General features: G+C 52.6%; 16 protein-coding genes. 7 read left to right on the plus strand and 9 right to left on the minus strand.

The annotated features are described in order from the left end of the window. From KP80_RS23370 to ymdB, 3 genes are all read left to right on the plus strand, one after another. Nucleotides 1-275, plus strand: a 275-nt coding sequence (locus tag KP80_RS23370) for a hypothetical protein (RefSeq protein WP_231625942.1), incomplete at its 5' end; no start/stop codon positions are given. Between the two features lie 278 nt (nt 276-553). After that, nucleotides 554-865: a hypothetical protein gene (locus KP80_RS20800; protein WP_052285546.1), complete on the plus strand. Its 312-nt coding sequence runs from the start codon at nt 554-556 to the stop codon at nt 863-865. 71 nt (nt 866-936) lie between these two features. After that, nucleotides 937-1,494 carry an O-acetyl-ADP-ribose deacetylase gene (gene ymdB / locus KP80_RS20805; RefSeq protein WP_052285547.1) on the plus strand — a complete coding sequence of 186 codons (558 nt, stop codon included), beginning with the start codon at nt 937-939 and terminating at the stop codon, nt 1,492-1,494. On the opposite strand, the gene mdoC is transcribed toward ymdB, so the two are convergent. Further along, nucleotides 1,484-2,650 carry a glucans biosynthesis protein MdoC gene (mdoC, locus tag KP80_RS20810; protein WP_052285548.1) on the minus strand — a complete coding sequence of 389 codons (1,167 nt, stop codon included), beginning with the start codon at nt 2,648-2,650 and terminating at the stop codon, nt 1,484-1,486. The two genes, ymdB and mdoC, sit on opposite strands and share 11 nt — an antisense overlap. A 271-nt stretch (nt 2,651-2,921) precedes the next feature. On the opposite strand from mdoC, the gene mdoG reads away from it, so the two are divergent. The 3 genes from mdoG to KP80_RS20825 all read left to right on the plus strand — a co-directional run bounded on the left by mdoG (nt 2,922) and on the right by KP80_RS20825 (nt 7,325). After that, the gene (gene mdoG, locus KP80_RS20815; protein WP_156315709.1) at nt 2,922-4,457 is read left to right on the plus strand and encodes a glucans biosynthesis protein MdoG; all 1,536 of its coding nucleotides are present in this window, start codon (nt 2,922-2,924) and stop codon (nt 4,455-4,457) included. Beyond that, nucleotides 4,450-6,978: a glucans biosynthesis glucosyltransferase MdoH gene (mdoH, locus tag KP80_RS20820; protein WP_052285550.1), complete on the plus strand. Its 2,529-nt coding sequence runs from the start codon at nt 4,450-4,452 to the stop codon at nt 6,976-6,978. The genes mdoG and mdoH overlap by 8 nt, the downstream gene beginning before the upstream one ends. Nucleotides 6,979-7,097: 119 nt before the next feature. Then, on the plus strand, nt 7,098-7,325 hold the full coding sequence (locus KP80_RS20825; protein WP_072129184.1) for a YceK/YidQ family lipoprotein: 228 nt from the start codon (nt 7,098-7,100) through the stop codon (nt 7,323-7,325). A 2-nt stretch (nt 7,326-7,327) separates the two neighbouring features. Here KP80_RS20825 and KP80_RS20830 read toward each other — a convergent pair whose 3' ends face one another. From KP80_RS20830 to KP80_RS20840, 3 genes are all read right to left on the minus strand, one after another. Beyond that, a complete protein-coding gene (locus tag KP80_RS20830; protein WP_052285552.1) occupies nt 7,328-7,702 on the minus strand; it encodes a MysB family protein in 375 nt (124 codons plus the stop codon). A 105-nt stretch (nt 7,703-7,807) separates the two neighbouring features. Next, nucleotides 7,808-9,025, minus strand: a complete 1,218-nt coding sequence (gene mdtG / locus KP80_RS20835; RefSeq protein ID WP_052285553.1) for a multidrug efflux MFS transporter MdtG — start codon at nt 9,023-9,025, stop codon at nt 7,808-7,810. A gap of 140 nt (nt 9,026-9,165) precedes the next feature. Further along, nucleotides 9,166-10,086, minus strand: a complete 921-nt coding sequence (locus KP80_RS20840) for a Kdo(2)-lipid IV(A) acyltransferase (RefSeq protein WP_052285554.1) — start codon at nt 10,084-10,086, stop codon at nt 9,166-9,168. Between the two features lie 233 nt (nt 10,087-10,319). Here KP80_RS20840 and KP80_RS20845 point away from each other — a divergent pair, with 233 nt between their 5' ends. Beyond that, the gene (locus tag KP80_RS20845; RefSeq protein ID WP_052285555.1) at nt 10,320-11,381 is read left to right on the plus strand and encodes a rhodanese-related sulfurtransferase; all 1,062 of its coding nucleotides are present in this window, start codon (nt 10,320-10,322) and stop codon (nt 11,379-11,381) included. Here the strand turns inward: KP80_RS20845 and KP80_RS22745 are convergent. From KP80_RS22745 to pyrC, 5 genes are all read right to left on the minus strand, one after another. Continuing rightward, entirely contained in the window at nt 11,378-11,491 is a 114-nt protein-coding gene (locus KP80_RS22745) for a DUF2770 family protein (protein WP_072129182.1), read from the minus strand. The two genes, KP80_RS20845 and KP80_RS22745, sit on opposite strands and share 4 nt — an antisense overlap. Before the next feature lie 45 nt (nt 11,492-11,536). Further along, nucleotides 11,537-12,655, minus strand: coding sequence for an N-methyl-L-tryptophan oxidase (gene solA / locus KP80_RS20850; protein WP_052285556.1), 1,119 nt, complete (start codon nt 12,653-12,655; stop codon nt 11,537-11,539). A 136-nt stretch (nt 12,656-12,791) separates the two neighbouring features. After that, nucleotides 12,792-13,046, minus strand: coding sequence for a biofilm formation regulator BssS (bssS, locus tag KP80_RS20855; protein WP_052285557.1), 255 nt, complete (start codon nt 13,044-13,046; stop codon nt 12,792-12,794). A 281-nt stretch (nt 13,047-13,327) separates the two neighbouring features. Beyond that, nucleotides 13,328-13,573, minus strand: a complete 246-nt coding sequence (gene dinI / locus KP80_RS20860) for a DNA damage-inducible protein I (protein ID WP_052285558.1) — start codon at nt 13,571-13,573, stop codon at nt 13,328-13,330. Between the two features lie 70 nt (nt 13,574-13,643). Beyond that, nucleotides 13,644-14,690, minus strand: a complete 1,047-nt coding sequence (gene pyrC, locus KP80_RS20865; RefSeq protein WP_052285559.1) for a dihydroorotase — start codon at nt 14,688-14,690, stop codon at nt 13,644-13,646. Nucleotides 14,691-14,705 lie beyond the last annotated feature (15 nt).

Genomic DNA, 14,705 nt, shown 5'->3' on the forward strand with positions numbered 1-14,705 from the left:
AGATGTGTATAAGAGACAGCAATGGCGGTGGCAACAATGGCGGCGGCAACAATGGTGGTGGTAATAGCGGTGGTGGTAACAACGGTAGTGGTAATAATGGCGGCGTCAACAACAGCGGTGGCAATAGTGGTGTTGGTGTAGTTTCGTTTAATGGAGCACCAAGCGTGACGCCAACCACAGTTCGCGGTGGTTTCTTTAGCAGTAGTCCTGTTTCAGGCACATCAGACGGGGCGAAATGTAACCAACCGGGTGCTGCAGGCTGTAACTTCCGTTAATGGTTCAGATGTATAGGTAATGTAGTCACAATGAGTTTAAAAAGATGAGAAGGCCGTAATCTGCGCATTACGGCCTTTTTCTTTCACGAAATGAATAAAGAGATCGCAAAGACTGCCGAGAATAGAAAGTAGATGGCTTATCAATAGGCTCCGTATGCAGGAAACATAAAAGCCGTCTAACGTCATTAATGTAAATGCAATGTTTACAGAATGTGAGCCAGAGATGCACTACGGAACCGTGCGCTATTCCAGACACCTTAAATTCACTGGGAGTTGCCATGCAAACAATCATCCGCAGTTTGATTTCTATCCTTTCCTTCCTCGCGTTAAGTTCGATCTATGCCCTTGCTGCTAACAGTGGTGTTATCCACTTTGTTGGGCAGATTGTTGAAACGCCTTGCGCATATCAAGCATCGCCAAAACAAGTTCATGTTAACTGCTATAACGATAAAATTGGCAGGACTGAACAGGCTATCCCTATCAGTGCGCTGGTTCGGGGTGATGTTATTTCTAATGACATGAGCACAGCCCATTTACAGTGGGTGGACCGGGCGAAAAAACTGGCAATACTGAACGTCGAATACAAATAGTCCGAAACGAAATTGCGGTCAGCGTTGTCTATGGTAGACAATATGTTCTTCTTAGACAGAGGATAGTAAGCATGACCGAACGAATTCAGCTGCTGCAAGGCGATATCACCCGCCTTGACGTGGATGTTATTGTCAATGCCGCCAACCCTTCACTGATGGGTGGTGGCGGTGTTGACGGCGCCATCCACCGTGCAGCAGGCCCCTCGCTACAGGAGGCTTGCGCGGTTGTACGTCAGCAGCAGGGCACTTGCCCACCGGGGCACGCCGTGATCACCCATGCGGGGGATTTGAAGGCGAAAGCGGTTATTCATACTGTAGGGCCGGTCTGGCAGGGGGGAGGGGAGCATGAGGCTTCGCTGTTAGAGCAGGCTTATCGTAATAGCCTGCAGTTGGCGCTTGATAATGGTTACCGCACCCTTGCGTTCCCGGCTATTTCAACGGGCGCCTATGGTTACCCCCACGCGGCGGCTGCGGAGATCGCGGTCAACACGGTTGCTGCTTTTCTAACACGCCGTAGCCTTCCTGAAATTGTCTATTTTGTCTGCTTCGATGATGAGACGTTGCAGTTATATCAGCAGCAGCTTGGCCAAACCCGGATCCCGAGTCTGGCCAATGATGCTAATACTTAGTGACGGGTGTTTCAGCCTTAGCCGCTTTCTGCTGAGGCTTGCCAGAGAAGAGAAAACGTAGCACAGGGATGCGCAGATGAATCTCATAGAGCACGATGGCGCAGCCCACCACAAACAGTAACCCGGTCAGGAAGCCCAGCGCATTTGAGCTGATGCTGGGCATGATCCAGGCACCAAAGAACAGCGTTAACGGATGATGCACCAGATAGATAAATAAAGACGCATTCACGAAGTAGGTCACCCGAGCAGACTGGAAGTTCAGCAGGCGGTGACCAAACGAAAAGACCACATTAACCATCCACACGCCCAGCACCATCGTGATCACATATTCCGTTTCATACATCCAGGCATCGCCAGAACCGTAACGCTGGTTGGCCAGATAGGCAATGAACCCAAGAAGCGCCGCAAACATGCACCAGGGCGACGGGGTGGTGAACAATGCTTTCAGTCGCGGATGAATAAAGGCCAGCGCGCCGAGAATAAAGAAGGGGATATAGAAAAGCGTCTGCATGACGACAAAGTTAAATAATCCGTCGCTCAGAATTGGCGGATAAAGCAGGAAAATCGTGCGACGAATCGCTGCATAGACGATACCCAATAGCAGGAACATCAGCGTCAGCTTACCCATCGACATACTATCGAAAAGATCCTTTTTACGGCGCATTTGGCGACGACGCATCAGGCGAAACGCCAGAATACCGATGGTGGTGAGAACAACCAGAACCAGTAAAAACCACAGGTGCGACACCAGCTCCCAGGCCAGCGTATTATATTTTTGATAGAAAGTGAGCGTATGCCAGGTTTCCGTCTTACCCTTTACATATTGCAGCATTAAGAATTGCGGCAGCGTCAGAAGCGGAATGGCGGTCAGAAGAGGGATGCCCACGCGCTCAACGCGAACTTTCCACCATTTTTTGAGCGGATAGCGCAAAAAAAGCATATAGGAAAAATAGCCAGAGATAACAAAGAATACCTGCATGCGAAAGGCGTGAATAAAATCGTTGAACAGCGTTAACCACCATGACGGCGCCTCACTGTTCATGTGCCAGGTATGGCTGGAATAGAGTAGGGATATGTGAAAAGGGATCCCCAGGAGCATCAGCCAGGCCCGAATGGAGTCGAGGAAGTATTCACGCTGCGCGGGTTTGTTATTCATAGGGTTAGGTACGATTCTCAGACTAATCGTCTTACGCTGCCAGACGATAAAGATTACATTCGTTGGCACCCTACACTAACTCTGGTTACCTGTCTCCAGGATAAGCACGCAAAGTGCAAAGTGCGGTTAACAGTTGCTTAATCCATAAGCCACTGCGCTGAACAATATGGGGATTATGTTGTCGGATTGCTTGAATTTCCAGTAAAATGGATCGGATCGATTTAAGCACACAAAGGGGGAAGTGCTTAGCTATATGAAACATACACCACAGATGATGAAACTGCGTTGGTTAGGCGCAGCCGTAATGTTATCCCTATGTACCTCATCTGCATGGGCATTCAGTATTGATGACGTTGCTAAGCAGGCTAAATCGCTGGCTGATAAGGGCTATGAAGCGCCGAAAAGCAACCTGCCATCCGTTTTCCGTGATATGAAATATGCGGACTACCAGCAAATCCAGTTCAATCACGATAAGGCATACTGGAGCAAAATAAAGACCCCATTTAAGCTTGAGTTTTACCATCAGGGTATGTATTTCGACACGCCGGTGACCATCAATGAAGTCACGGCGACTTCTGTGCGTAAAATTAAGTACAGCCCGGACTATTTCACCTTCGGTGATGTTCAGCACGACAAAGATACCGTGAAAGATCTTGGTTTCGCGGGCTTTAAAGTACTTTACCCACTGAATAGCAAAGATAAAAATGACGAAATCGTTAGCATGCTCGGCGCGAGTTATTTCCGCGTTCTCGGTCAGGGGCAGGTTTACGGTTTGTCTGCGCGTGGTCTGGCTATCGATACCGCGCTGCCATCTGGCGAAGAGTTCCCGCGTTTCCGCGAATACTGGATTGAGCGTCCGAAAGCCAACGACAAGCGTTTGACTATTTATGCGCTACTGGACTCCCCACGTGCGACCGGAGCCTATCGTTTCGTCGTGATGCCTGGCCGCGATACCGTGGTTGATGTCCAGACCAAAATCTACCTGCGCGATAAAGTGGGTAAACTGGGCGTCGCACCGTTGACCAGCATGTTCCTGTTTGGGCCAAACCAGCCGTCGCCGACGACTAACTTCCGCCCTGAACTCCACGACTCCAATGGCCTGTCTATCCATGCCGGTAATGACGAGTGGATTTGGCGTCCGCTGAACAACCCTAAACATCTTGCCGTCAGCAGCTTCGCGACTGAAAACCCGCAAGGTTTCGGCCTGCTGCAACGTGGCCGTCAGTTCTCTCATTTTGAAGATCTTGACGACCGCTACGATCTGCGTCCTAGCGCCTGGATCACACCAAAAGGCGATTGGGGTAAAGGAACCGTGGAACTGGTTGAAATTCCAACCAACGACGAAACCAACGACAACATCGTTGCTTACTGGACCCCGGACAAACTGCCGGAAGCCGGTAAAGAGATGAACTACAAGTACACCATCACCTTTACCCGTGACGAAGATAAACTGCACGATGCGGACAGCGCATATGTTATGCAGACCCGTCGTTCTACTGGTGATGTGAAACAGTCCAATCTGATTCGTCAGCCGGATGGTACGGTGGCATTCGTGGTCGATTTTACCGGCGCAGAAATGCGTAAACTGCCGCAGGATACGCCGGTAACGGCGCAGGCCAGCATTGGCGACAACGGTGAGATCGTCGAAAACAGCGTTCGCTACAACCCGGTCACTAAAGGTTGGCGCTTAACGCTGCGCGTGAAAGTGAAAGATGTGAAGAAAACCACTGAAATGCGCGCAGCCCTGGTCAACGCCGATCAGACGCTGAGTGAAACCTGGAGCTATCAGCTGCCTGCAAATGAATAACACAACGAAGTATATCGACGCACTGTCGCTTACGGATACTGAAAAAGCAGCGCTTCCCGGCACGGATCTCCGTGCCGTTCATGAAGCTCTGGATGATGAACATCAGACTTTTTCTCGTGATGACGACACCCCGCTAGCCTCCGTGAAGGCCCGGCTCGAACAGAGCTGGCCCGACTCTCTGGCCGGCGATCAACTGACCAAAGATGACGAAGGGCGCACTCAGCTTAAGGCGATGCCGAAGGCAACGCGTTCTTCTATGTTCCCGGATCCATGGCGTACCAACCCGGTTGGCCGTTTTTGGGATCGCCTGCGCGGTCGTGATGTAACGCCTCGCTATCTTTCTCGCCTGACTAAAGAAGAGCAGGAGCATGAGGCCAAATGGCGTACGGTGGGCTCTTTGCGCCGCTATACGCTGCTGATCCTGACGCTGGCTCAGACCGTGGTCGCGACCTGGTACATGAAAACCATTCTGCCTTATCAGGGATGGGCGCTGATTAATCCAGCGGACATGATTGGGCAAAACGTCTGGCTTTCCTTTATGCAGCTGCTGCCGTACCTGCTGCAAACAGGAATTCTGATTCTGTTCGCCGTTCTGTTCTGCTGGGTATCGGCCGGTTTCTGGACCGCGCTGATGGGCTTCCTTCAGCTGTTGATTGGCCGAGATAAATACAGTATTTCTGCCTCGACGGTGGGGGATGAGCCGCTGAATCCAGAACACCGGACGGCGCTGATTATGCCTATCTGTAACGAAGACGTCTCTCGCGTCTTCGCTGGCCTGCGTGCAACCTGGGAATCAGTGAAAGCCACCGGTCAGGAAAAGCATTTCGATGTTTACATCCTGAGCGATAGCTACAACCCGGATATCTGCGTTGCAGAGCAAAAAGCGTGGATGGAGCTCATCGCGGAAGTGCAGGGCGAAGGACAGATTTTCTACCGTCGTCGTCGTCGTCGCGTGAAGCGTAAAAGCGGTAACATTGATGACTTCTGTCGTCGTTGGGGTAACCAGTATAGTTACATGGTGGTGCTGGACGCTGACTCCGTGATGTCCGGTGACTGTCTGACCAACCTGGTGCGCTTGATGGAAGCGAACCCGAATGCGGGTATCATCCAGTCTTCACCGCGCGCTTCCGGGATGGATACGCTGTATGCTCGCTGCCAGCAGTTTGCCACGCGCGTCTATGGTCCACTGTTTACCGCCGGTCTGCACTTCTGGCAACTGGGTGAATCCCACTACTGGGGCCATAACGCGATCATCCGCGTGAAGCCGTTTATCGAGCACTGTGCGCTGGCACCGCTGCCGGGTGACGGTAACTTCGCCGGGTCGATTCTGTCACACGACTTCGTTGAAGCCGCGCTGATGCGCCGTGCAGGGTGGGGAGTTTGGATTGCCTACGATCTGCCGGGTTCTTATGAAGAACTGCCGCCGAACCTGCTGGATGAACTCAAGCGTGACCGCCGTTGGTGTCAGGGTAACCTGATGAACTTCCGCCTGTTCCTGGTGAAAGGGATGCACCCGGTACATCGTGCGGTGTTCCTGACGGGTGTGATGTCCTATCTCTCCGCGCCGCTGTGGTTTATGTTCCTGGCCCTGTCGACCGCGCTGCAGGTGGTTCATGCTCTGACCGAGCCGCAGTACTTCCTGCAGCCGCGTCAGTTGTTCCCGGTATGGCCGCAATGGCGTCCTGAACTGGCGATTGCCCTGTTCGCGTCAACCATGGTGCTGCTGTTCCTGCCGAAACTGCTGAGTATTATTCTGGTGTGGTGCAAGGGCTCAAAAGAGTACGGCGGCTTTATTCGCGTAACGATTTCCCTGCTGCTGGAAGTACTGTTCTCAGTGCTGCTGGCCCCGGTACGTATGCTGTTCCACACCGTGTTTGTGGTCAGCGCGTTCCTCGGTTGGGAAGTGGTGTGGAACTCGCCGCAGCGTGACGATGACTCTACGCCGTGGAGCGAAGCGTTTATGCGTCACGGCTCTCAGATGCTGCTGGGCCTGGTATGGGCAGTTGGGATGGCATGGCTGGATCTGCGTTTCCTGTTCTGGCTGGCACCGATTGTCTTCTCGCTGATCCTGTCACCTTTCGTGTCGGTGGTGTCGAGTCGGGCAACTAACGGTCTGCGCACTAAGCGCTGGAAGCTGTTCCTCATTCCAGAAGAGTACAATACGCCGAAAGTGTTGGCGGATACGGAGAGCTATCTGAAGCTTAACCGTGAACGTATTCTGGATGACGGCTTTATGCACGCGGTGTTCAACCCAGCATTCAATGCGTTGGCTACGGCGATGGCGACTGCTCGTCACCGCAGTAGCCATGTGCTGGAAATTGCCCGTGACCGCCACGTTGAACAGGCGCTAAACGATCTGCCGGAGAAACTTAACCGCGATCGCCGTCTGGTGCTGCTAAGCGATCCCGTTACGCTGTCGCGTCTGCACTATCGTGTCTGGTCTGCGCCGGAGAAATACTCTTCGTGGGTGGGCGAATACAATAAGTTGACGCTGAATCCATTGGCATTAAAAGCAAAATAGCGATAATAGCCCTGTTCCCGGCCGCTGTCGGGAATACACGGAGCTTATCGTCGCCGTAGGGAAATACCGGCAAACACTGCCGGTATTTTTTTGTCTGTTAAATGAGGAAGAATGACGTGATACGAACTCTCCTGGTGGCCGCCATGGTGATGGTGCTCAGCGGATGCGGCAGCATTATCAGCCGGACGATCCCGGGACAGGGCCACGGTAATCAGTACTACCCGGGCGTGCAATGGGATCTGCGAGATTCCGCGTGGCGTTATGTCACCATCCTTGATCTGCCATTTTCGCTGGTTTTCGATACCCTGTTGCTGCCGATTGATGCCAGCCACGGGCCTTACGAATAGCTCTAGCGTTCATCCCATTCATCGGCAGCGGTCTGGCCCTCTTCGGTATCCAGTGAGGGCTCAAGCTGATACTCACCCTCATCCCATTCGTGCAGCGTATTCTCTTCAATCCATTCCTGGCGCAGCTCAACTTCATCGAAATCGCCGTCAAAAACGCTTTGCGCGGCTTCACCGCTGAGCATCGGCAAGCATTCGCCTTCTTCGTCTTCGTCGGCAAAGAATTCGGCTTGCCACATAATGTCGCCGTCTTGTTGAACGTACTTTTGCATATTGAACTGCTGTACGTCGGCGTCACCTTCTTCAAGACCGGGATTATCGGCGAGGAAGATTTCGCGTGCCGCATCAATAGCTTCTTCGAGGGTGGCGTATAAAGTCATCTCAACTCCCTGCAATTTGATGGGTATTCAGGGAAATAATAGCTGAAGTTTTCGCATGTATAGGCCCGGGGCTTTGAATTTACGTTTGCCGCCGGGCGAGAGCATTCAGGTGCGAGAAGGGGAAGGGCTGCGACGCAGGCTCAGACCGGTATAAACGGCGTTGATGAGCACGACCAGTGCGGTAACGCAAAACACCGCACGGAAGCCGTAATTTGCCGAGACGGCAGCGCCAATCAGCGGGCCGGTGACGTTACCGATATCGCGAAATGACTGGTTGTAGCTAAAGATGCGCCCGGCAATCTGATTGCTGGAGTTATAGACTAGCAGCGTCTGTACGGCAGGCAGCAACGCACCATCGGCGGCACCGAGCAGGAACCGCAGAATGCCAAGTTGCCACGGTGTTTGCACAAACGACATCGGGATCAGCAGCAGCACGGAGACAATAAGGGCTGCGATCAGGATTTTTTCCGGGCCGATGCGATCGCCCAGTTTGCCTAAACGCGGTGCGCACAATAGTGCAGCGACGCCGGGGACCGAGGCAATCATGCCGCTGATAAAAGCAATATTGCTGATATTCCCTGCGAGATCGCGCACATACAGCGTGAGAATTGGCGCAATGGAGCCGGTGGCGACCTGAATGATTAAGGTCGTGACAAACAGGCTTAACACCAGCTCGCGGTTTTTCAGTGAACCAAACACCTCTTTGACGTGCAGCATCTCTTTTTTCGACACTGGCGTGAAGTGCTCGCGAATGAAGAAGAGCGTCAACATAAAGCAAATAAACAAGACCGCAGCGGTCATAAAGAATACCGGACGTAGGCCATAGTTATCTGCCAGGAACCCGCCCGCTAGCGGGCCTAACAGCGCACCGCTAACCCCGCCTGTGGATAGCGTGCCCAGCGCCCAGCCGCTTTTATGCCGTGGAATTTGCGTGGCAATCAGCGCGTTGGCATTCGGAATAAAACCACCCAACAGCCCAAGCAGCGCGCGCAACACTAAAAATTGCCAGATATTCTGCGCCAGCCCCATCAACAGCATCACAATCCCCATGCCCAGCGCCGAGCGCAGCAGCATGATTTTACGCCCCTTACGGTCAGCCAGGCCGCCCCAGAGTGGGGACGCAATCGCGGAGAACAGGAAGGTGATACTAAACACCAGGCCGGACCACATATTGAGTTCGCTATGGCCGGTGACACCGAGTTGTTCCACGTAGAGAGGGAGGAACGGCATCACCAGGCTGAATGCGGCACCGGTTAAAAAGCAGCCGAGCCAGACTACGGCGAGATTGCGCTTCCAGTTGATGGGGGCATCTGTGGGTTGCATAAGATTCCGCAGGTAATGTATGACAAAAAAGAGTGTATATATAAGCCTGCTAATTATGCGCCTGTGTACATATCGCTGCAATGCTGGAAGTGCTTATCGCATAAACTAAAACGCGCAGCGGTGGCTGCGCGTTTGAAGAGCTAGTAGCGGGAGGGGACGCCTTCGGGCCGCGTCTTAAAGCGGCGATGAAGCCACATGTACTGCTCGGGCGCCATCATGATGCACTGCTCAACGATTTTATTCATCCACGTTGCGGTGGTTTCGGCATCATCGAGCGGCGGATTGCACTCCGGTGGCAGGATGATCAGCTCGTAGCCCTTGCCGTCTGGTTTACGGCGCGGAACGAAGGGCACAACGCAGGCTTTTGACATTTTCGCTAGCATCCAGGTACCTGACGTGGTGGCCGCATCTTTGACCGCAAATAATGGGGCAAATACGCTGGCGCGTGGGCCGTAATCATGATCCGGGGCATACCAGATAATTTCGCCATTTTTGAGCGCGCGAACCATGCCTTTGAGATCTTTGCGGTCAATCATGTCTTTATTGGAGCGCATGCGGCCCCAGGTTTGCAGCAGGTCGATGACCGGGTTATCGTTCGGGCGGTAAACGCCGATACCGGGGTTATGAATACCGAACATGCGTGCGCCCATCTCGAGTGTCAGAAAATGAATACCGATCAACAAAACGCCGCGCCCAGAGTCCTGTACTTCACGTATATGCTCAAGGCCGCTGGCATCCATCCAACGATTCACTCGTGAGGTTGGCCAAAACCAGGCAATGCCGGTTTCAATCACGCCCATTCCCACCGATTCAAAATTCTTCACCACCATCTGGTGACGATCCGATTCGCTCATCTCCGGGAAACACAGCTCAAGATTGCGATACGCGATTTTGGCGCGACGCTTCATTAGGCGCATAGCCAGTCTGCCCAGACCGTGGCCGAGTCGATAAAGAATCGGATACGGCAGTTGCACAACCAGCCAGAGAAGCCCAACACCGAGCCATGAAGGCCAGTAACGGGGATGAAGCAAGGCAGAGGTGAATTTAGGTAAATGGGTCATGACTATCCTGTTGTTATAAGCAACTGGTTCTATTGTTGCACTTTTTATCGGGCATCCAAAACAACTCGCTGTCGACTGACGCTAAATTAAACGATTGTTTTGCGTAACATAAACAATGGTGATGAAAATGTAGCGCAAAATGTGGGGATGTAAATTAACACTGATTGCTATATCATGCGCCCCGTTTATGATTAAACCCATTCATCCATTCAATTTTGCAGGATAAGAACACCATGCCAGTGTTGCATAACCGCATTTCGAATGAGACGCTCAAAGCGCAGATGCTGGCGGAAACCGAGCCACGCACCACTATCTCATTCTATAAATATTTCACCATTGTTGATCCAAAAGCAACGCGTGATGCGCTGTACGTTGCCCTGTCAGCGCTCAATGTTTTTGGCCGCGTCTATTTAGCCCGTGAAGGGATCAATGCACAGATCAGCGTACCGGCAAGCCGGGTGGATGCGCTGCGTGAGTGCCTGAACAATTTCGCTCCGGCGTTGAAAAACCTGCGTCTCAACATTGCGTTGGATGATGACGGGAAATCGTTCTGGGTGCTGCGTATGAAAGTGCGTGAGCGTATTGTTGCTGATGGAATTGACGATCCTGCTTTTGACGCCAGCGATGTGGGCGAGTATCTGAAAGCGGCGGAAGTTAATGCGATGCTCGACGACCCGGATGCGGTGTTCATCGATATGCGTAACCACTACGAATATGAAGTGGGCCATTTCGACCAGGCGCTCGAGATCCCAGCAGATACGTTCCGCGAACAGCTGCCGAAAGCCGTTGAGATGATGCAGGAACATAAAGATAAAAAAATCGTGATGTACTGCACAGGCGGTATTCGCTGTGAAAAAGCCAGCGCGTGGATGAAGTACAACGGCTTTAAGCAGGTCTGGCACATCGAAGGCGGCATTATTGAGTACGCTCGCCGTGCGCGTGAACAGGGGCTGCCGGTTCGATTCATTGGTAAGAACTTTGTTTTTGACGAGCGAATGGGCGAACGCATTTCCGATGAAATTATTGCGCATTGTCACCAGTGCGGCACGCTGTGCGATAGCCACACCAACTGCTTAAACGACGGCTGCCATCTGCTGTTTATCCAATGCCCGGCTTGTGCGGCGAAATTTGATGGCTGCTGCAGTGAAGCCTGTCAGGAAGAGCATAAATTGCCGGAAGAAGAACAGCGTTTGCGTCGTGCGGGCCGAGAAAATGGCAATAAGATCTTCAATAAATCCCGCGGTCGACTCAATACCAAACTGGGTATTCCCGACCCGGAAAATGCCGGAAACTAACTGAAATAGAGATAGGCGATGTCAATCAGCGCCAGCAGCAGCCAGAGCATCAGGTACAGCATTAGGTGTTCGCGGATGTTGTTGACAAGGTAGTTGAACAGGCGACGCATAACATTCTCAATTGTACGGCCCCGTGTATTCGGGGCCGTTTTGTTTTAGTGATTAAAGCGGCTTAGCGCGAAAGGGCTCAAGTCAAATGCCGGGGCCTGCTGTTGCGCGAACTGGGCGGCGATTTCTCCCAGCACGGTGGCAAATTTAAAACCGTGGCCGCTCAGGCCGCCGATAAACAGGACGTTCGGTTGGCCGGGCAGGGTGTCGATAATAAAATCTTCATCCGGTGAGTTATCGTAAGTACAGGCGGCACCGTGCAGACAACCCCCGATGCCCGGTAGAATTTGTCGCAGGAAGCTAAACGCTTCTGAGCCATCGGTGGCGACTGCGCCAAACGCTTTACGCTCTTCAGGGCTGTTAATTATCTGTCCACCATTGTGTTTCCCAATTTTGAGCTCATTTTCCACTGCCGGGAAACCGTAGAACTGATCACCGTTTGGCAGTTCGCCGGTAAAGGCCGGGAAGTTGTTCTTTTTACTGTAGCGGCCGTCGGCCTGGAACCAGGCAAACACTTTACGCACAGGCTGAATCGGTAGCTCAGGGTAGAACTGTTTGACCCAGGTCCCAGCAGTTAGCAGCAGTTTTTTACCGCGCCAGCTGCCCTCGGATGTGTCAATGGTGACACCATCTGCATCGCTGTGAATAGCGGTGACCGGGCAGTTAAACAGTTGCGCACAGCCGGCATCTTTGGCCATGGCAATCAGCGTTTTGACTGCCAGTTCGCTTTTGAGAACGCCAGAATCAGGCTCAAAAAGCGCTTGATAGTCGTTGGGGACGGTAATTTCTGGCCAGCGTTTCATGACGGCGGCGGCGTCAAGGTGCTCAACGGGGAGGTTGAACTGTGCGGCGCTTTGCGCAGCGGTCTTGAGGAAAAGAGAGTCGGCCGGGCCAAGATTAACCACGCCGCTGCGCTCAAACAGCGCTTCGCCGCTGGTGGCGGCAAGCTCGTCCCATAATGTCTGGGCGCGCAGAACCAGTGGTACATATTTTTCGCCTTCACCGTAGGCATGGCGCATCAGGCGCGTATCCCCATGGTGGCTACCCTGCTGGTGCGGTGGCATATGGGCGTCGGTCATCAGGACGTTGAGTCCCGCTTTTCGGGCGTAATAACCTGCCGCAGCGCCGACAGAGCCGCTGCCAATAATAATAAGATCGTATTGCATAGTCTTTCCTGACACGATGATATGGCGCGAAACACAGACAGGTAGAGTAATTAAGCCGCCGTGGTTATACAAGCGTGGAAATAATTAAGGCACCCGCAGGTGCCTGTTGGCGTTTAATTCGAGGAAAGTATCGGCATTAATGCCTGCGATACTCGTTGACCTGATAATCGCCAGATTCAATTTTGGCAATCCCGGCTTCCAGAATAGAAATAAACTGACGTGCGACGTCCGTCGTTAACCATAGCGTTTGGCCAACTTCTGCTTCTTTGTTGCTCGCTTCATTGGGGTCTTGGTAGTGCAGGCGCAACATCAGCGCATCATAGCTATCTACGGTGCTGATGTCCCATCCGACGAGGGGATGGGTCTGGATGACTTCATTATTCTTTTCCATCATAACCCCTTATTTACGTGTTAAAAGGCAACAACTCTCGAGGTTTAATGCAATTTTTTGTGAAGCTTTATCAGTATACAACAATTCAATAAATACTCGAGAATTGAAATCAAAAGCAACATAAATTCCTGAGTCAGTTGTTGTTTGCGCAATAAACAACCATTTTGCTCATTGTTTTTGCGGCTAATGTAAAATATGGGGATGAAAGGCGGGCAAAACAAGCAGATAAAGATGAAAAAAAGCCGGGGCGACCCGGCAAAAACACAATGTTTGAACAAGGGTTAATCGGTAATAAACCAGTCGTCAGCGCTCTCCCAGGTTTCTTGCAGGATTTCGGTGATGCGGTCTTTATCTTCTTTAATGCCACCGATGACGGAAAGGTTGTTGTTTGCGGCGTAGCGCACGCTGACGCTGCCTCCGCTGTCGGGAAACTGGTTGTTGATACGGCGGGAAAGTTCGTCTGCCAGCGCGTCTAAGGCACCGGCGGGCAGCACGGTGGTTTTTGCAACAGTGACTTCAATACGCATAAATGCCCCCTGTGTAGTATACTGTATATTTATACAGTCAATATCAGGGTTTTACAACAGAGGGGCGATTTTATTTTTTCACCGACCAGCGCAGCGTTTCGCCTGCGAGGAATGGCACCAGCGTATCGTCGCTCAGCGCAATGCTTTCAGCAACCTGGCTCTCTTCGCGTACCAGCTCAACAAAACCTTCGTTGACCGGCAGGCCGTAGAAGCGTGGTCCATTCAGTGAACAGAACGCTTCCAGATGCTGTAGCGCGTTCATCTCCTCAAATACCGTAGCATAGCTGCCCAGCGCGGTTGGGGCGTTGAAGCACCCGGCGCAGCCGCAGCTGGCTTCTTTATTATGGCGAGCATGCGGTGCCGAATCGGTGCCAAGGAAGGCGCGGGTGAAGCCGCTGGCGACCAGTTCACGCAGCGCTTGCTGGTGAACGTTGCGCTTGAGGATTGGCAGGCAGTACAGATGCGGACGGATACCGCCAACCAGCATGTGGTTACGGTTAAACATCAGGTGCTGCGGGGTGATGGTGGCAGCGATAAGTTCGTTACCGTCACGTACATATTCCGCCGCGTCCTTGGTGGTGATGTGCTCAAAGACCACTTTCAGACCCTGCAAACGCTGGCGTAATGGTTCCATCACGGTATCAATAAAGCGCGCTTCGCGGTCGAAGATATCGATATCCGCATGAGTGACTTCACCGTGAACCAGCAGCGGCATGCCGAGTTTTTCCATACGCTCAAGGACCGGCATGATGGCATCGGTACTGGTCACGCCGTGGCTGGAGTTGGTGGTAGCATTAGCCGGGTACAGCTTAGCGGCGGTAAATACGCCTTCGTTAAAGCCACGCTCAAGCTCGTTAGGATCCAGCGTATCGGTGAGATAGCAGGTCATCAGCGGGGTAAAGTCGTGTCCAGCGGGTACGGCATCGAGAATACGCTGGCGGTAGGCGATTGCCGCATCCACGGTGGTGATTGGCGGAACCAGATTCGGCATGATAATCGCGCGGCCATACAGTTCACTGGTGTAGGGAACCACCGTTTTCAGCATCTCGCCATCGCGAAGATGAATATGCCAGTCGTCTGGGCGGCGAATTTTCACAACTTGAGGTAATGCGGTCATTTGAGGCTCCGGCTG

The organism is Kluyvera genomosp. 1 (genome assembly GCF_001266615.1).
GTDB classification, from domain to species: domain Bacteria; phylum Pseudomonadota; class Gammaproteobacteria; order Enterobacterales; family Enterobacteriaceae; genus Kluyvera; species Kluyvera cryocrescens_A.